Source organism: Profundibacter sp., from assembly GCF_965277155.1.
Classification (GTDB): domain Bacteria; phylum Pseudomonadota; class Alphaproteobacteria; order Rhodobacterales; family Rhodobacteraceae; genus Profundibacter.
Genome location: NZ_CBDIBV010000007.1, coordinates 129,020 through 145,662, shown reverse-complemented (window position 1 = coordinate 145,662; position 16,643 = coordinate 129,020). Strand labels below are relative to the sequence as shown.

17 protein-coding genes and 2 pseudogenes are annotated in these 16,643 nt (G+C 56.5%); 4 read left to right on the top strand and 15 right to left on the bottom strand.

Going from position 1 to position 16,643, the window contains the following annotated elements; translation table 11 throughout:
* The first annotated feature begins 10 nt into the window (after positions 1–10).
* Complete coding sequence (locus ACQY4M_RS07025) at positions 11–1,054, top strand: IS5 family transposase (RefSeq protein ID WP_428542508.1); 1,044 nt, start codon at positions 11–13, stop codon at positions 1,052–1,054.
* 167 nt (positions 1,055–1,221) lie between these two features.
* Positions 1,222–2,424: a tryptophan synthase subunit beta gene (gene trpB, locus ACQY4M_RS07020; RefSeq protein WP_428542562.1), complete on the top strand. Its 1,203-nt coding sequence runs from the start codon at positions 1,222–1,224 to the stop codon at positions 2,422–2,424.
* Positions 2,425–2,472: 48 nt separating this feature from the next.
* Here the strand turns inward: trpB and ACQY4M_RS07015 are convergent, their stop codons facing one another.
* The 13 genes and pseudogenes from ACQY4M_RS07015 to ACQY4M_RS06955 all read right to left on the bottom strand — a co-directional run bounded on the left by ACQY4M_RS07015 (position 2,473) and on the right by ACQY4M_RS06955 (position 13,527).
* Entirely contained in the window at positions 2,473–2,943 is a 471-nt protein-coding gene (locus tag ACQY4M_RS07015) for a hypothetical protein (protein WP_428542505.1), read from the bottom strand.
* A gap of 17 nt (positions 2,944–2,960) precedes the next feature.
* Positions 2,961–3,440: pseudogene (locus ACQY4M_RS07010) on the bottom strand (IS1595 family transposase); the annotation flags it as partial.
* Between the two features lie 84 nt (positions 3,441–3,524).
* A protein-coding gene (locus ACQY4M_RS07005) for an IS3 family transposase (protein ID WP_428539245.1) occupies positions 3,525–4,657 on the bottom strand; the annotation gives its coding sequence in 2 pieces (ribosomal slippage) (positions 3,525–4,405 and positions 4,405–4,657; 1,134 coding nt in all).
* 75 nt (positions 4,658–4,732) lie between these two features.
* Positions 4,733–4,879: pseudogene (locus ACQY4M_RS07000) on the bottom strand (IS1595 family transposase); the annotation flags it as partial.
* 412 nt (positions 4,880–5,291) lie between these two features.
* Positions 5,292–6,308, bottom strand: a complete 1,017-nt coding sequence (locus ACQY4M_RS06995) for an IS110 family transposase (protein WP_428542502.1) — start codon at positions 6,306–6,308, stop codon at positions 5,292–5,294.
* Positions 6,226–6,756, bottom strand: coding sequence for a sigma 54-interacting transcriptional regulator (locus ACQY4M_RS06990; RefSeq protein WP_428542499.1), 531 nt, complete (start codon positions 6,754–6,756; stop codon positions 6,226–6,228). The genes ACQY4M_RS06995 and ACQY4M_RS06990 overlap by 83 nt, the downstream gene beginning before the upstream one ends.
* 114 nt (positions 6,757–6,870) lie before the next feature.
* Positions 6,871–7,602, bottom strand: a complete 732-nt coding sequence (istB, locus tag ACQY4M_RS06985) for an IS21-like element helper ATPase IstB (protein WP_428539322.1) — start codon at positions 7,600–7,602, stop codon at positions 6,871–6,873.
* Positions 7,599–9,098, bottom strand: coding sequence for an IS21 family transposase (gene istA / locus ACQY4M_RS06980; RefSeq protein ID WP_428539289.1), 1,500 nt, complete (start codon positions 9,096–9,098; stop codon positions 7,599–7,601). Before istA ends, istB begins: the two co-directional genes overlap by 4 nt.
* Positions 9,099–9,163: 65 nt before the next feature.
* A complete protein-coding gene (locus ACQY4M_RS06975; RefSeq protein WP_428542496.1) occupies positions 9,164–10,993 on the bottom strand; it encodes a molybdopterin-dependent oxidoreductase in 1,830 nt (609 codons plus the stop codon).
* A gap of 14 nt (positions 10,994–11,007) precedes the next feature.
* Complete coding sequence (locus tag ACQY4M_RS06970; RefSeq protein ID WP_428542559.1) at positions 11,008–12,234, bottom strand: c-type cytochrome; 1,227 nt, start codon at positions 12,232–12,234, stop codon at positions 11,008–11,010.
* The gene (locus tag ACQY4M_RS06965) at positions 12,183–12,560 is read right to left on the bottom strand and encodes a hypothetical protein (RefSeq protein WP_428542493.1); all 378 of its coding nucleotides are present in this window, start codon (positions 12,558–12,560) and stop codon (positions 12,183–12,185) included. Before ACQY4M_RS06965 ends, ACQY4M_RS06970 begins: the two co-directional genes overlap by 52 nt.
* Positions 12,561–12,641: 81 nt before the next feature.
* Positions 12,642–13,115 (bottom strand): hypothetical protein, encoded by a 474-nt coding sequence (locus tag ACQY4M_RS06960; RefSeq protein ID WP_428542490.1) that lies wholly within the window; start codon positions 13,113–13,115, stop codon positions 12,642–12,644.
* A 115-nt stretch (positions 13,116–13,230) separates the two neighbouring features.
* Entirely contained in the window at positions 13,231–13,527 is a 297-nt protein-coding gene (locus ACQY4M_RS06955; protein WP_428542487.1) for a hypothetical protein, read from the bottom strand.
* 381 nt (positions 13,528–13,908) lie between these two features.
* Here ACQY4M_RS06955 and ACQY4M_RS06950 point away from each other — a divergent pair, with 381 nt between their 5' ends.
* Positions 13,909–14,970 (top strand): Mrp/NBP35 family ATP-binding protein, encoded by a 1,062-nt coding sequence (locus ACQY4M_RS06950; RefSeq protein WP_428542484.1) that lies wholly within the window; start codon positions 13,909–13,911, stop codon positions 14,968–14,970.
* Positions 14,971–15,087: 117 nt separating this feature from the next.
* On the top strand, positions 15,088–15,657 hold the full coding sequence (locus ACQY4M_RS06945) for a carboxymuconolactone decarboxylase family protein (protein ID WP_428542481.1): 570 nt from the start codon (positions 15,088–15,090) through the stop codon (positions 15,655–15,657).
* Here the strand turns inward: ACQY4M_RS06945 and ACQY4M_RS06940 are convergent.
* Both ACQY4M_RS06940 and ACQY4M_RS06935 read right to left on the bottom strand, forming a co-directional pair.
* Positions 15,654–16,247: a nucleotidyltransferase family protein gene (locus tag ACQY4M_RS06940; protein WP_428542478.1), complete on the bottom strand. Its 594-nt coding sequence runs from the start codon at positions 16,245–16,247 to the stop codon at positions 15,654–15,656. The two genes, ACQY4M_RS06945 and ACQY4M_RS06940, sit on opposite strands and share 4 nt — an antisense overlap.
* Positions 16,244–16,591, bottom strand: a complete 348-nt coding sequence (locus tag ACQY4M_RS06935) for a winged helix-turn-helix transcriptional regulator (RefSeq protein WP_428542475.1) — start codon at positions 16,589–16,591, stop codon at positions 16,244–16,246. Before ACQY4M_RS06935 ends, ACQY4M_RS06940 begins: the two co-directional genes overlap by 4 nt.
* Positions 16,592–16,643: the final 52 nt, after the last annotated feature.

Here is a 16,643-nt window from a genome sequence, read left to right as displayed (position 1 = left end):
GGGTTTTGTCATGGGTCAGATGGGATTTTTTGATCTTTCCAGCCGATACGCGGGACTGGACAAATCTGGTGATCCGCTGGTGTTGCTCAACGACATGGTGCCGTTCGAGGATTACCGGGACGAGCTGAAGGCCATATGGCGCACGCCGCCCGAACAGCGCAAATCCAACGCTGGCCGCCCGCCTTGGGATGAGGTGCTGATATTCAAGACGATGGTTTTGCAGCAGCTCTACAACCTCTCTGACGATCAGATCGAGTATCAGATCCGCGACCGCCTGTCGTTCATGCGGTTTCTCGGCCTTGGCATTGAAGACAGCGTACCTGACGCCAAGACCATCTGGGCCTACCGTGAAAGGCTGGCCGGGGCCGGGAAGATGAAGGAGCTGTTTGACAAGTTCGATGCCTTTCTGCGCGAAAAGGGCTATCTGGCGATGGGCGGGCAGATTGTTGATGCGAGCATCGTTCCGGCGCCGCGCCAGCACAACAAAAGGGACGAGAACGAGAAAATCAAGGCGGGCGAAACGCCTGAAGAGTGGGAGGAAAAACCCCACAAGAAGCGCCAGAAGGACGTGGATGCGCGCTGGACGAAGAAGCACGGCAAGAGCTATTACGGCTACAAGAACCACATCAATGTCGACCGGCGGCACAAATTCATCCGCGCTTATGATGTCACCGATGCCGCCGTGCATGACAGCCAGGCGCTTGCCGGTCTGATTGATGCGAGCAACACCTCATCGGACCTGTGGGCCGACAGCGCCTATCGCTCGCAAAAGATCGAAAGCGAGCTGGAAGAGCGGGAGCTTCACAGCCATATCCATCACAAGGGCAGGCGCGGCAAGCCGCTTGGCGAGCGCCAGCAAAAGGCCAACCGGAGGCGCTCGAAAGTGCGGGTCCGGGTCGAGCATGTATTCGCTTTTCAGGAGCGCTCCATGGGCGGCAAGCTGATCCGCTCCATCGGCCTGAAGCGGGCGCGATTTCGCATCGGGATGATGAACCTGGTCTACAACATGAAGCGCTTCGTCCAGTTCGAATGCGGCCTGGCGGCGCCGGGATAAGGGTTCATGGGGTGAGGTGTGCCTGAAATACCCAAAACCGGCTTGAAACCGGTGAAAATGGGTTTATGATCCGAAGCAATCAGGCGGGACAGGCGAAAAACCGTCCACCCCGCCGCGAAGAAGGCGAAAACGGGAATTTACAGAGGTTCCCTGTAATAGGGATAGTCATGAAACCGTATTTGAAAACCACCCCGACCCGCGAAGGATTCTTTGGCGAATATGGCGGCGCAATGTTGCCACCCCCGCTGGTGCCCCATTTCGAGGAAATCGCGGCCGCCTATGACAAGCTGTCAAAATCCGCCGAGTATATGAATGACCTGCGTTATATCCGCAAACATTTTCAGGGCCGTCCGACGCCTATTTCTTATCTGAAAAACCTGTCGGACATGGCCGGTGGTGCACAAATCTATGCCAAGCGCGAGGATTTGAACCACACCGGCGCACATAAGCTGAACCACTGTATGGCCGAAGGTTTGCTGGCCAAATACATGGGTAAAACCAAACTGATCGCCGAAACCGGTGCGGGACAGCACGGTGTGGCGCTGGCCACTGCGGCGGCCTATTTCGGCATGGAATGTGAAATCCATATGGGCGAGGTCGATATGGCCAAAGAAGCCCCCAATGTGGTTCGTATGAAATTGCTGGGGGCAACCGTGGTGCCTGTCACCTTTGGCGCAAAAACCCTGAAAGAGGCTGTGGACAGCGCATTCGGCAGCTATATGGAGCAGGCCGACAAGGCGCTGTTTGGCATTGGCTCGGTCGTAGGGCCGCATCCGTTCCCGATGATGGTGCGTGATTTCCAAAAGGTAGTAGGGATTGAGGCGCGCGAGCAATTCATTGAAATGACTGGGGAATTACCAGATGTCGTGGCCGCTTGCGTTGGTGGTGGCTCAAACGCGATGGGGCTGTTTTCCGGCTTTATCGATGATGAAGGGATTGAACTGTTCGGGGTTGAACCGGGTGGCACATCCTCGAAACTGGGGGATCACGCCGCGACGCTGACCTATGGTGTTGATGGCGATATCCACGGTTTCCGCACTAAAATGCTGGTCGATGACGCGGGCGAACCGGCACCGGTGAACACGCTGGCCTCGGGTCTGGATTACCCCGGTGTCGGACCAGAGCACGCGCATTTGCAAAAAACCGGACGGGTGAATTACACCGTGGCTGACGATAAGGAATCGCTACAAGCGTTCTATGATTTGTCGCGGTATGAGGGCATCATTCCGGCGCTGGAATCGGCACACGCACTGGCTTTTGCGCTGCGCGAGGCCAAAAACCACATGGGCAAATCCATCCTGATCAACCTGTCTGGACGGGGTGACAAGGACATTGATTTTGTCGCGGAAACCTATGGTTTCGGGGAATAAATTACCCTGACGACTTAACGACGCCCAGTGAGAGCCGGGCGCCGTTTTCTATTTCCCGTCCAGCTTTTTAAGCATCCGGTAGGTGTTGCGTTCGCTAACGCCCAAGGCTTCGGCTACCTGTTTGCGATTGCCGGCGTATTTGTCCAGCAACAGCCGCAAATAGGTGTCGCGGATTTCGTCCAGTGTGGGCTGATGGTCAAACCGCAAGTTGACGCCGCTTTCTGTGGCATTTGATGGCAGGCCCGAGGATTGGCTGGGCAGGGCAATGTGCTCGGGCAACACGGTATCTGCCCCCGCCGACATGATCACCCCGCGTTCAATCGCATTTCGCAATTCGCGCACATTGCCGGGCCAGTCATATTCTGTCAGGGATTCGATCGTTTCGGGGGCAAAGGATTTGTCGATCCCGCGGTGGAAATTTCGCCCTTGCAGGAAATGTTTGGCCAGTGGCATCACATCGGATTTGCGCGCCCGCAGGGGCAAGACCTGAATTTTCAGCGAGGACAGCAAATAGAACAAGGGGCTGACCCAGATAACTACTTCAAGTAACGCTTAACCCATTGTCTTAGCTGCAATAACTGAGCTGAAGGGTCACTGTTGTTGAAACGCCACTCGCATTCCTTCAAATATAGCCCAAATTGGGCCTTGGGGACACCGTTAAATCGGCGCATGTGGCGCTTGGCTTGGTTCCAGAAATTCTCGATGCCATTGATGTGGTTGTGACGGTCTGCAAAGAGCTTGGAATGGTTGATGCGAAAGTGGTGGAAGTCTGACACATCCAGCACATTATAACCGCGCCAACAATCGGAATAGACGATGGAATCCGGCACGACTTTGCGCTCTATGATCGGGATCAGAGTGGCGGATTTGGCGTCCGGGATGATCTTGGTGTAAACCTTCCCACCCCTTTTTAATATACCAAAAACGGGAATTTTACCTGCCGCACCACGCCCGCGTTTACCTTTGCGTTTGCCGCCAAAGTAGCTTTCGTCCACTTCTATTTCTCCGCCGAACATAGCTTGGCTTTCCGCCTCCAGCTCAGAGGTGGTCCCACTTTTTTGACCAGTCAGCAGCCAGTTTAAGATGGATCAGGGTTTCATTTAGGCTGCCAAACTCATTGGTTTTGTTTTTCTGTCATAGGCTTCATCCGGGGTCAATATTCCGTGGGTGGAATGCGGGCGCTCGGTGTTGTAGTAAGCCAACCATTTCCCGATCCCGGCGCGGGTCTGCGAACCCGTTTCAAATGCGTTGAGGTAAATGCATTCGTATTTCAAGGATCGCCAAAGCCGCTCGATCATCCGGTTATCGACCCAGCGACCTTTGCCATCCATCGAGATTTTCACGTCGGCTTCTTTCAGCGCCTGCGTCCATTCAAACCCGGTGAACTGGCTGCCCTGGTCGCTGTTCATGATATCGGGCTTGCCGTATTTGGCCATAGCCTCTTTCAGGGCTTCAACGCAAAAATCTGCCTCCATGCTGTTTGACAATCTCCAGCTCAAAACCTTGCGGCTGTGCCAGTCCATGATCGCGACCAAATAGAGGAACCCGCGCTGCATCGGAATGTAGGTGATATCTACGCACCACACATGGTTTGGACGATCAATCGTCAGGTCTCGCAGCAGATACGGGTAGATCTTATGCTGCGGATGTTTCTTGCTCGTGTTGGGCGTCTGGTAGATCGGAACCAACCGCATCAGCCGCATCAAACGGCGGACCCTGTGGCGACCACACTTGTAACCTTGGCGCTGCATGTGCCGGGCCATTTGCCGTGATCCATACCACGGCGTCTGCAAGAATTGCTTGTCGATTATTGTCATGAACCGCAAATTTTCAGCACTTTCGCCTTTTGGCTGGTAATACAGGTTCGAGCGCGCCAGAGAAAGTAGCCCGCATTGTCGTCGCACACTCAGATCATGCTCACGGCTCACCATTTTTTGCCTCGCTTCCCGAGCAACTGTTGCGAGGCGTTGGCTAAAAAATCCCGTTCCACGACCAGCTGACCAATCTTGGAGTGCAGCTTCTCAATCTGGGCTTCATCAACCCGATCAGGATCACGGCCCCGTCTGGAAAATGCCGTGGCCATGTTTTCAATCGCTGCTCGTTTCCATGTGCCAATCTGGGTTGGATGCACACCATACTTCTTCGACAGCTCCGCCATCGTCATTTCCTCGCGGATTGCTTCAAGCGCAACGCGGGCTTTGAATTCGGGAGAATGGTTCTTTCGTTTCGTCATTTTGAATCGTCTTTCTCATAAGTCGATCCACCTTAACAACTGGTCCGAATTTCCGCGACCACCTCTCTCATAGGCGATTATCTCGCGCAGGCGTAGAAAATAAAACGCTGCGGTCTTGCGGTTTACACCACACAAACTGGCTGCTGTTCGTGCTGTCGATCCCGAAACAAAATGCTCCGTAAGACGGTCTTGCTTGTAGTGGCTCAGGCGACTCTTTCTCATGCTTCCCATCATAACCTCTTTTTAGGTTATCTGGGTCAGCCCCTAGAACAATTCACTTTTGAAATGACTCATCAAGGCCATTTCCTCCAGATCAACACCCGTAGCCGCAAGAAAGCGCGCGGTTGAGGGCACCGCGGCAGTGGCCCCCATGTATGGATGGCCCCTGCTGGGCAAGTACAAAATTGGTACTGCAACTGGCGTTTCGCGGCCATGTATTCGGCGTCTGTTTGCAGATGTATTTCTGCGCGCCTTGATGAAGTCCGCATGTATCAGGTCCAATCAGTGGAACGCGATCGTATCGCTTGGGGCCACACGGGGTGTCCTGATACGTTTATTGCCTTTTGCCATCACCTCACTTTGCGCCTTGCCGTCTCGGAAGCCGGGCGGGCCCGGCTATTGTGTTTTGGTCAATTTATGCGGGCCGGTAGCTTTGGCCGGATTTCAACAACGCCCAGATCGTTCGGGCCATTTTGTTCGCAATGGCAATCGCCACCACCTTCACCGGCTTTCTCTTCAGCAATTGCCAGATCCAATCATCGCCTTCCCCACGCCGGCGTCGTGTGCGGATACGCGCCAGAGCGCCAAGATAAAGTAACCGTCGAATATACCGGTCACCCATTTTCGATATGCCACCCATCCGTTCCCGACCGCCGCTTGAATTCTGTTTGGGGGTAAGGCCGATCCATGCCGCATAGTCGCGTGCTGAGCGGAACTGCGACACATCCGGCGTTGTCGCGGTAATCGCGCTGGAAGTCAGCACCCCGACACCGGGGATCGTGGTCAGGCGACGTGCAGTTGGGTCTTGCCGTTGGGAAATCTCAATTTGGCGGGTGATTTCGGCAACCCGATCACGGGTCTCATGGAACTGCCGGGAAAGGAGATCGAATGCAACGCCAGCTTGTTCTGGAAGCTCTGCGGCTGCCTCAAGCAGACGGTCGACATTTTGTACGCCAACAGGCGCAACAATTCCGAATTCAGCCAGATGCGAGCGGATGGCATTGACGATCTGCGTGACCTGCCGGACCAGAATATCGCGGGTGCGGTGTTGCATCAAGATGGCTTGGTGTTCTTCGGTCTTGGCTGGCACAAAGCGCATGGTCGGCCGGGTTACAGCCTCGCATATTGCTTCCGCATCTGCGGCATCCGTCTTTTGACGCTTGATGTAGGGCTTGACATAAGAAGGTGGCATCAGACGCACATTATGGCCCAGACGTGTCAGCTCACGCGCCCAGAAGTGGGCTCCGGCGCAGGCCTCAATGCCAATCAGACAGGAATTCAGCAGCCTAAAGAATGAAAGAACCTGGCTGCGGCGCAACTGGCGTCGGACAATCACTTGCCCTTGTATATCAATGCCGTGCACCTGAAAAACATTCTTGGCAATGTCGAGGCCGACGGTGACGATAGCCTCTGCTTGTAGTTTCTTGTTCATGATCCTCTCCTTGTGAAGCACTTCTACGGCCCTCACTTTGCCATAGTGAGTTGACGGAAGCAGGGGCCATCCACGCCATCAGTGGACGATAGGTTCCTGTTTCGATAACGCGCAGCAATTTTGATTGCATAGCATCGGATAACTTATCGATATCATTAAGAAATATTGTCCCGCCATCGGCGGCCGCAATCAGCCCTTCGCAGCGTTCTTTGCCATTTGCATCCTGTCCAAACAGATCAGATTCGTTCAAAGAATCATCACAATCCACGGTAATAAACCGCCCGTTGGCGCGTGTGCTTTGGGCGTGCAATGATGCTGCAATAGACCCTTTGCCAACCCCGCTTTCGCCGCAAATCAGCACGGGCGTATCGGCGGCGGCGAAAATGGAAACCAACCGCCGCACCTCGGCCATTTCAGGGCTTTCGCCCACCAGATTGTCAATGAGCATTTAAAACTGACCCGGTTTCGGCATTTAAATTTGCCCCCCCCTTTGTGGCGCAAAGCCCCCAGTCGGGCCGCCTTCATGTAGCGAGTCCGTCTGGGGGCTTTGCTTGCGGAACGGCTAGTTTTTTCTACGGCGTTTACTCTGGGCGAACCGGTATGAGGTATTGCCGGTTTCGATGATGTTGCAGTGATGAGTGACGCGATCCAGAAGGGCGGTTGTCATCTTGGCATCCCCGAAGACCGAGACCCATTCACCGAACTCAAGGTTGGTTGTGATGATGATGCTGGTCTTCTCGTAGAGCTTGCTGATCAGATGGAAGAGCAACGCGCCACCGGATTTGGGAAACGGGATGTAGCCCAGCTCGTCGATGATGACGCAGTCCAAAGCCGAGAGCTGCCGGATGATCTTCCCTGCATTGCCGTCGGCCTGTTCCTTGATCAGGGCGTTGATCAGATCGACGGCGTTGAAGAAGCGCGCCTTCTTGCCGTTGTTGATCAGCGTCGTTCCCAGCGCGATGGCGATGTGGGTTTTGCCCGTGCCGGTTCCGCCCACCAGGATGAGGTTATGGGCCTCCTCTGTGAACTGGCCGGTGCAGAATGGTTCGATCTGGGCCTGGGTGAGGGCGGCGGCGCTGTAATCGAAGGTGGCGAAGTCCTTGTGATGGGGGAACTTCGCAACCCTCATTTGATACTGGATGGAGCGCACCCGGCGCTCTACAGTCTCGGCGTCGATCAGTTGCCTTATCGCTGTGGTCAGACTTGGCGGCTTGCGCGCGGACAGCAGATCATGGGCGCAAGCTGCCATTCCATGCAACCTGAGGGCTGTCAGTTGGTCGATCAAGGCATTCATACGGCAACCTCCTCAGCCGAGCACAGGGTCTCATAGCGTTTGCAATCGGCTTCGGGCCGCAAGGTCAGCTGCGGATAAGCGCAGGCATCGCTGAGCGGTGTGATGACCGGTTCCACCAACTGGTTGATCAGATTGATGATGGCGGGCAGCCGCAGGGTGTTTTGTGCCACCGCCAGATTGCAGGCCGTCTCGACCACCTCGATCCCGTGATCCTGTGCCAGCAGGAGCAGGTCGACGAACTCCCGATCCCCGCCTTTACCAGCCATGTAATGTTCCCTGATCCGATGCATGGCCTCGGGCAGTTCCCAGCCCACAAAGGGGGCGCCATTGCGCAGGGCACCAGGCTTGCGGTCCAGCAGGGGAACGTAATGCCAGGGCTCGAAATAGCTGATATTGCGGGTAAAATGACGCCTGTGCTCGGCAATCACATCCTGACCGGAGACCACCACGATCCGGCCGGCATAGGCGCGTAGCGACACATGATGCCCGGCAAAGCGGGAGGGCACGCTGTAGCGATTGCTGGCATATTGAACCAGGCAGGTGGAGCGGACACGGACGGTCTTTTCCACGTAGCCGTCGAAGGCCCGACCCAGGGGGCGCAGTTCGGCGCGCTCGTCTTCGAACACTTCGGTAATCGTGCGATCCTGCTGCTCGGGATGGGGACGCTCTGCCAGATCTTCGCAACGCAGACGCAGCCACGCGTTCAGCGCCTCGAGATCATCAAAGGCCGGTTCGGGAACGAACAACCGGCCCCGCAAGAACTGGACCTGGTTCTCGACCTGTCCCTTCTCCCAGCCCGCAGCGGGCGTGCAGGCCACCGGCTCCATCACATAGTGGTTCATCAAGGCCAGGAACCGGGGATGGAATATCCGCTCCTTCGAGCGCGAAACGTAGGTCACCATGGTCTTGGGGTTGTCGATGATCACCCTGCGCGGAACGCCTCCGTAAAAGGACAGCGCCTGCACGAAAGCATCCAGCACCATCTCCTGGGCTTCACCGGGATAGGCAATCACGAAAGGCTTGCGGCTGTGACACAGGCGGAAATGAGCGACCTTCACCTTCTGCTCGACACCACCCAGTACGACCCGTTCTTCGCTCCAGTCAAATTGCAGCGCGTCACCCGCCGCAAAATGCAGCGGGATAAACGCATCTCCCGAACAGGCCCCGGCGCGCTTCAACTCACGAACAAAACGCTGAACCGGCGAATAGGACCCGGTATAGCCCTCTGCCACAAGCTGCTCGTATAGCTTCTGGGCCGTCCGCCGCTCCCGGCGTGGTCGCCTCGAGTCCTGATCAAACAGTTCCTGCAGCCGAAGATCAAACCCATTGCACAGTTTGTGCCGAACTGGCGGCGCATGGCGCTGGTAGCTCGGCGGATTCTCGTCCTTCAAATACTTCTTGATCGTGTTCCGCGACAGTCCCGTCGCCCGCGCCACAGACCGGATGCTGCGCCCTTCAACCAGCACCCAGCGCCGGATCTTCGATACGCTTTCCATCAATATCACCTGCTCTTTCCTCCGCACAATTTTGCGCGGATGTTAACGAAACAGGTGGGTCAATTTTACTCGCTCATAACCCACCCAAGTGGGTCAGTTTTGCACGCCGATTCACAGCCGGGGCCAAAGCCAAGACGATAGGCCAGCTCGGTGAACACCTGAAAATCCGATTTGCTTTCACCCATCGGGTTGATCACTTTTGGACGGTGTATGTAGTAATGCCCTTTGTACCACGGCAAGGCCACATCGTGACGCTCAAAGTGGGTTGCAATCGGCAGCAGATAATCGGCCCAGATGCCGGTCGGGGTGATGGTGCTGTCCATGCATACCAGCAGGCTTTCGCCTTCGCCGTATGAGTTCAGCTTATCAATCGCCTCGATTTCCTTGTTGATGTTGGTCAGCTGGTTGAACCAGTCCGACCCCTGCCAAAAAATCCCGCGGATGTTGGGGATTTGACCATCGGTATTGTCGCCACGTGGCCAGATGCCGATTTCCTCGCGTTTCACATTCGGGTAGTTGATCACACAATGCGCCCAGCGGTCCGATTTGATCGCCGCGAACCAGACATTGGCGAATTGGTCGTAAGGATAGGCCACGCCTTCGGCATGCCAGCCCTTGCCAACACCTTCGGCGCAGCCGCCCAGCTTGCCGACATTGCCGGTCATGGCCTGAAGCGCGTTGGCCATGCGGGCGTATTGTTCACCATAGGCGTTTCGCCCCGGTGACCAGCTTGCCTTTAGCGCGGCCGGTTTGGTGGTGGCATACATATCGGCCAGCTTGATGATGTCCTCGGTGGAAACCCCGCAGATGTCGGCAGCCCATTCCGGTGTCTTGGGAATGCCGTCGCTAACGCCCATGATATAGTCTTTGAAGTTATCTTGCCCCTTGGCCCAGTCGGGCATCGTGCCTTCGTCCATGCCTTGAACGAATTTGTCGATGAACTCCTGATCCTGCAGGTTGTTGTCGAATATGTAATGCGCCATACCCGCCATCATCGCGGCATCGGTGTTGGGGCGGATCGGGATCCACCATGCGTCATAGGCCGAGGCGCTGTCGGTGTATTGCGGATCAATCACCACGAATTTGCAGCCGCGCTGTTTGGCCTTGCGCATGTAGTAGAACGTGTTGCCGCCGTGGAATGTATAGGCCGGGTTCCAGCCCCACATCACGATCAGTTTCGAATGCATAAAGGCATCGTCTTCGTTGCCGTCCTGAATGGTGCCATAGGACATGCGGCTGGCGAATGTGTTGCCCTGATAGGACGGCACCGACCAGCTGTTGGTGCGGCAGCCGAACATGCCAAGGAAGCGGCCAAGCAGCCCTTCGATCTGATCCGATTTATGCAGCACGCCATAAGACGCCCCCGCATAGCTTTGATCCAGAATGGCGGTCGGGCCGTAGGTTTCTTTCAGATGAGTCATGCTTTTGGCGATGTCGGTCAGGGCCTCGTCCCAGCTGACGCGTTTGAACTTGCCTTCGCCGCGCTTGCCGACCCGTTTCATCGGATAGAGCAGCCGTTCAGGCGAATAGAGGCGCGAGCGGTAGGATCGGCCCCGCAGACAGGCGCGCAACTGCGGCTTTTCCTCGGTGTCGGTGCCATAGGCGTCATCGCCTTGGTGGGTGCCGTCATCGGTGGACAGACGCACAATCACGTCGCCCTTTTTATGCGCCACCAGCATGTGGCGTGACCCGCAGTTGTGGGCGCAGGAGGTGACGACCGTTTCCAGATCATCGTCCAGCGGGTAGGGCTCGTAGGCAAAGGCTTTGACCTCTTTGCCCGCCATGCTGCCGCCGACCAGTCCGACCGTTGCGGTCGCGGCGGTGGATTTCAGGAAATCGCGCCGGGTCTGGGTGAAAATCTTGGCCAGTTTTGCCGGATTTGTCAGGAATTTCATTGTCTTTTCTCCTGTTACTCAGACCGTGTGGGTTCGGGCCGTTGATATTCGGGATCGGAAGCGGTGGGACGTTCCAGCGCCCAGTCGGGTGTTTCCTCGTCCATGTCGGGCCATGGGTGGCGCGGGTAGGGGTAGGAAATGCGGTACCACTGACGACCACCGTGACAGCCGTAACAAGTATCGGAACTGGCGGTCGCCAAATCCTCGATGTTGTGGGCGTTCAGATATGTGACGTTGTGGCGGTTGGTGCGGAACCCGTATTCGCCATGACAGGTCAGACAGCCATTCGGGGTTTCTTCATCCTCGAAATCAAGGCGGGCCTGGGGCCAGTTGGCATCAACCCCGTCCATATGCTCATAAGGAAAGGCCCCGTGGCAGCGCAGACAGGTTGTTGACGGGTTGACCATCTTGCGCAGGGTGAATTCTGGAACCTTACCGGCACTGAATGCGGCACGGCCATATATCATGTCAGGGCTTTCCTCGCGCGGGTCGTTGCCTTTGTGGCAGGAAATACATTGCAGGTTCATCACCGATTTGGCGTAGTCGCTTTGCAGGTGGCGATAGTGGAATGTCTGTTGCGGGCCGTCATAGGTGGCGAGGGTCTGATACCAGGCGATTGTATCGCTGGCAGGCACACCGGCAGGCGAGGCATCCCGCGGTTTATGTGTCAGGATTTCACTGTGGCAAACCAGACATTCCTCGTTGCTGGCCTCATTGATTTGTGGCGGGAAGTGGATCGGGAAATAGCGTGCGCGTTCGTAATCCATGCCTTCCACTTCGGCCGTTAGGGCTGCTACTTTTGCGTCTATTGCCGCCTGTTCATCAGCTGTGCGGGCCGGCGGATTGGTGTAGCTGTCAACAAAGGTGTTGGCCTCTTCCACTGCGGGTTCTTCGGCAAGGGCTTCGGTTGTTGCGGTTTCGGTTGCTGCGGCAGGTGTTGCGGCAGCGGTGGCGAACCCCAGATCGGCCACCGAAAGCGGGGTGCCGGATTGCTGCGCCAGATAGGCGATCAGATTGTGACGATCAGCTTCCTTCTTCAGACCGGAAAAGCTCATCGCGGTGCCTTTGACATAGGCTTTGGGCTTGGTCAGGAATTCATCCAGCATCGCCGCGTCCCAGCTTTGGCCGGACAGTGTTGCTTTCATGCCGTCGGAATATTTGAAGCCTTCGCTGGTTGCAACATCGCGTCCTACAATGCCCCACAGATTGGGACCGACCTTCTTACCGCCACCTTCATCAATGGTGTGGCAGGCCTTGCATTTCTTAAAAACTTTTCACCAGCCTCGGCGCTGATGATCGGGCCGGCATCGGCCACCTTTACAGGCTCGGGGGTAACTGCGGGCTTTGGAGCAGAAACGGGCGTTTCTGCTGTCGTGGCAGGTGCGGTTTCTTCTGTTTTCGTCACTGTTTCTACAGTGGCTTGCGTTGCGGATTCTGACACTGCGGCAGTTGCAGTTTCGGGGCTGCCTTGGAAGATAAGGTTCCCGATGACGAAAATTGCCAACCCTGCCGTGCCCAATAACCCGACAAGGGACAAATACCCTAACAGCGATTCAATCTTTTTCATTTTGCAGTGTCCCCAATTGGCTGTGAACTGGCAGGTTGTGGAAACGGCGGTTGCCCGCCGTTTCCTGATTTATCGGTTTGGTTAGTTGGAAGGAGGCGTCCAGTTGCCGGACATTCCCGACATGCCACCCATGCCCGACATGCCATTCATGCCGCCCATTCCGGACATACCGCTCATGCCTGACATCCCGTCCATGCCACTCATGCCTGACATTCCATCCATGCCCGACATACCGTTCATTCCGGACATACCGTTCATCCCAGACATGCCACCCATACCGGACATCCCAGACATGCCGCTCATGCCGGACATTCCGCCAAAGCTCCATTGGGTGCAAACCCAGTTAGAGCCGCCATTGCCGGACATCCCCGACATACCGTTCATGCCGGACATACCATTCATGCCTGACATACCGTTCATGCCCGACATGCCATTCATTCCGGACATGCCATCCATGCCCGACATCCCTGTTTGCGTGTCAGCAACAGCTGCGCCCGCAATAAGAGACCCCGAACACAAGATGGCTGCCAAAGTTGATTTTACCGTTTTTGTCATACTTTAAGCTCCTCTTTAGATAATTGGCGCCCATACTGCGGTTGGATTACCGCCAGTGTGCGCCGCCTCCCCGGGGTGTCCCGGAAACTGGTGTGTGGGTGGAAAACAGCAAGGCTCATTCCTGCTCATACCAACCGCGAATGTCATAAGGGCCGGGCATTCCGGGGTAGAGGAACGGGTTGAACCACGCCCCCTGATCCTCGAGAAACCGTAGGCTGGCCGGGTAGGGCGGGATCACTCCGGTTAGGGCCCGCGCATACCATGCGCCATCCTTTTTGAATTCGGAGATGACGGGTGCGCCTTCGGGGCGCTGTGATGGGTTGACCCCGGCAATGAACTGGGCTGTAGCAGGAAGTGCTGTTGCCATCTGTCCGGCGATTACCAATGCCAAAAAGAGAGTACGATGCTGCATATTTCCCCCATTTTTTAATGCACGGGGCAGGCTGTGATCGTTCAGCCGGTTTATCTGCTGTCTGATCCGGTTGCCCCCCGTTTCGACTCTTTGATTACCATATTGCCGCAGTAAAAAATAAAATAAATTAATGATAATAAGGCGTTAGGTGGTTTTTCGCGGGGTTTCGACCTGACAGAATGTCCGGTGCCATTCTGCAATCCGTCGCGCGGTGCGGAATTTCAGGGATTGTTCAGGCTGACAAAATGGCAGGGTGTTGGCAGAAATGGCGGGTGCGGCAGGTTGTCGCACCCATTTTGGGCAAAACCCGACGGTTGACGATTGGTGCGGGAAGGATTTGATAGGGGAAACGATTGTTTACTGGTTCAAAGGGGATGCCGCATGTCCGTTACCACTGCCGAAATCAAGGGTCTTCTGGCCGGGATAAACCACCCGCGTACCGGACAGGATCTAATCGCCGAGGATGTTGTGCGGGCGCTGAAAGTGGACGGGGGCCATGTGCAACTGGTGCTGGACGTTCTGGCGCAGGATGCGCAAGCCATGCTGCCGGTGCGCGATCAGGTAGAGGCGGCGATTGGGGCATTGGAAGGGGTGGAAAACGTATCTGTGCTGTTGACCGCCGAGCGCAAAGGCGATGCGCCGCCTGACCTGTCTGCAGGGCGAACCCCGCCGCCGCTCGAACAGGTGGAGGGGGTGAAACACATCATCGCCGTTGGCTCGGACAAGGGCGGAGTCGGGAAATCGACGGTGACGGCCAATCTGGCGCTGACGCTGGCCGATCTGGGGCTGAAGGTGGGGATACTGGACGCCGATATCTACGGGCCGTCACAGCCAAAATTGATGGGTAGCAACGGGCGGCCCGTGGCGATGAACGAACGCCTGATCCCGATTGCCGCGCACGGGGTCAAGGTGATGTCGGTGGGGTTCCTGATGGAGGAAAACCGCGCGCTGGTCTGGCGCGGGCCGATCCTTGCGGGGGCTTTGCAACAAATGTTGCATGAAGTGGCATGGGCGCCGCTGGATGTGCTGATCGTCGATCTGCCGCCGGGCACAGGGGATGTGCAGATCACCCTGACCCAGAAAACCCCGATCACCGGTGCGGTAATCGTCACCACACCGCAGGATGTCGCCCTGATCGACGCCCGTCGCGCGATAGACATGTTTCATCAGACCGAAACACCGGTTCTGGGGCTGATAGAAAACATGTCGACCCATATCTGCACATCCTGCGGCAACGAGGACGACGTGTTCGGCCACGGCGGCGGCGAGGCCGAGGCCAAGGCGCAAGGTATCCCGTTTCTGGGGGCGCTGCCGTTGACGCGGGTGTTGCGCGAAACCTCCGACAGCGGCACGCCGATTGTGCGGGCAATGCCCGATGGACCCGAGGCACAGCGCTTTGTTGAAATTGCACAGAAGTTGAAGGATCATCTGGTCACCCTGTAAGCCATTGTTATTGCAACTATTCAGCGGGCCAATTTGTCCCGTTGACCTATCTGTCCTGTGCTGAAAAAAACAGGGCGGATAAAGGGCGCGCGGCCCAACAATATCAAGGTGTGAAATATGTTCATCCCGCCCAAACCCGTTTCCGATTACCCGTGGTATATCCGGCTGTTTTTCTGGAAGCAGAAAAAGACATACGGCAAGGTGCTTGAGCCGGGGATGCTCTGGGCGCGCACGCCTTCGGTGTTTGTCGGGGTGGCGCTGCTGTATGGCGCGCTGAACCGGCGCAAGGGGCGGATTGATCCGGCGTTGCGATCCTTGGTGACGGTGCGGGTGTCGCAGATCAACCATTGCGAATTTTGTGTCGATATCAACGCCACGACCCTGATGAAACGCGGCGTGAGCGAGGAAAAGGTGGCGCATCTGGCGGGCTGGAAGGATAGCGACCTGTTCGTGGAACGTGAACGTCTGGCGCTGGAGCTGACCGAGGCAATAACCTATACGGATCAGGATGTTACGGCGGGGTTGATGGAGCAGCTAAAGGCGCATTTCAATGAGGATGCCTTGGCCGAGTTATGCGGTCTGATCGCGTTCCAGAACATGTCGAGCAAATACAATGCCGCACTGGATATTCCGGCGCAGGGGTTTTGCCAGATGCCGCTGGCGGTGATCAACAAAGAAACCGCTTAGCACCGTTTTCGCCATTTTGCCCAATCCTGCGGTGTATCCAGATCGGTGGTGGCATGGGCGCCGGGCAGGGGCACCAATCGCACCCGTTCGGCGTGTTGGCGCAACAGGTGGCGAGCGCCAGCATCTCCGGTGAAAACGCTTGGGTCATTCAGCGCCCAGTGGGGTAGCAGAACGGGATTTCCAGCGATGCCATCCACACTGGCTGCACGGTGGATGTTGGCTTCAAGATCATTCAGGAAGGCTTTGATAAGGTTCAGGTAATCGTCAGTGGTTATGTCAGGCATATCGGCCAGCGCCACGAGCAATCCACTGGCCTCTTCGGGCAATACACCCAGACCCGCCCGAAGGGACGCGGCCATGCCGCTATCGGCATCCGTGACCTCCAGAATGGTGACATCCAACCCCTCAAGCAGTTTGCGGCGGGTCTGGTTGCCAGCGGGCAATGCGACCATCACCGGACAGCCCGTTGCCACCGCGCGGCGGGTGACATGGCGCAGCAGGGGGCGGCCGTGGATATCTTCCAACAGCTTGTCACGGCCCTGCATGCGGGTCGAGGCACCGGCGGCAAGGATCAGGATCGGGATGGTCATGGTGTGGGGCTTTCCCGCGCCGCCAGCAAATTGCCGAAATCGGCCATGGCGCGTATCACACGTTCCGCTTCCCGACCCAGATCGGTCAATGTATATTCGGTTTTCGGTGGCACGGTCGGGTAAACCTTGCGTGTTACCAGACCTTCGGATTGAAGCATCCGCAAGCGCGCAGCAAGGATTTTCGGGCTGACCCCCAACAGTGCATATTGCAGTTGCGAATAACGCCGCGTGCCTGCCAGCAATTCGCGGATGATCAGTGTGGTCCATTTGCCCGACAAGATATCGGCGGACAGTTTGACGGGGCAATCGGGGGTGCAATCAACACCGGGTTTCATAGCGTCCATATCGGATAGTCACTTTCATTTAGGTAACTACTTCCCATAAGGAAGTTATGGA

Coding starts and splice junctions, on each gene's coding strand:
- ACQY4M_RS06990 (WP_428542499.1), bottom strand. CDS start 6,756: ATGCTCATTGACAATCTGGTGGGCGAAAGCCCTGAAATGGCCGAGGTG.
- trpB (WP_428542562.1), top strand. CDS start 1,222: ATGAAACCGTATTTGAAAACCACCCCGACCCGCGAAGGATTCTTTGGC.
- istA (WP_428539289.1), bottom strand. CDS start 9,098: ATGGAAAGCGTATCGAAGATCCGGCGCTGGGTGCTGGTTGAAGGGCGC.
- ACQY4M_RS07025 (WP_428542508.1), top strand. CDS start 11: ATGGGTCAGATGGGATTTTTTGATCTTTCCAGCCGATACGCGGGACTG.
- ACQY4M_RS06940 (WP_428542478.1), bottom strand. CDS start 16,247: ATGACCATCCCGATCCTGATCCTTGCCGCCGGTGCCTCGACCCGCATG.
- ACQY4M_RS06965 (WP_428542493.1), bottom strand. CDS start 12,560: ATGAAAAAGATTGAATCGCTGTTAGGGTATTTGTCCCTTGTCGGGTTA.
- ACQY4M_RS06995 (WP_428542502.1), bottom strand. CDS start 6,308: ATGAACAAGAAACTACAAGCAGAGGCTATCGTCACCGTCGGCCTCGAC.
- ACQY4M_RS06935 (WP_428542475.1), bottom strand. CDS start 16,591: ATGGACGCTATGAAACCCGGTGTTGATTGCACCCCCGATTGCCCCGTC.
- ACQY4M_RS06975 (WP_428542496.1), bottom strand. CDS start 10,993: ATGAAATTCCTGACAAATCCGGCAAAACTGGCCAAGATTTTCACCCAG.
- ACQY4M_RS06945 (WP_428542481.1), top strand. CDS start 15,088: ATGTTCATCCCGCCCAAACCCGTTTCCGATTACCCGTGGTATATCCGG.
- istB (WP_428539322.1), bottom strand. CDS start 7,602: ATGAATGCCTTGATCGACCAACTGACAGCCCTCAGGTTGCATGGAATG.
- ACQY4M_RS06955 (WP_428542487.1), bottom strand. CDS start 13,527: ATGCAGCATCGTACTCTCTTTTTGGCATTGGTAATCGCCGGACAGATG.
- ACQY4M_RS06950 (WP_428542484.1), top strand. CDS start 13,909: ATGTCCGTTACCACTGCCGAAATCAAGGGTCTTCTGGCCGGGATAAAC.
- ACQY4M_RS06960 (WP_428542490.1), bottom strand. CDS start 13,115: ATGACAAAAACGGTAAAATCAACTTTGGCAGCCATCTTGTGTTCGGGG.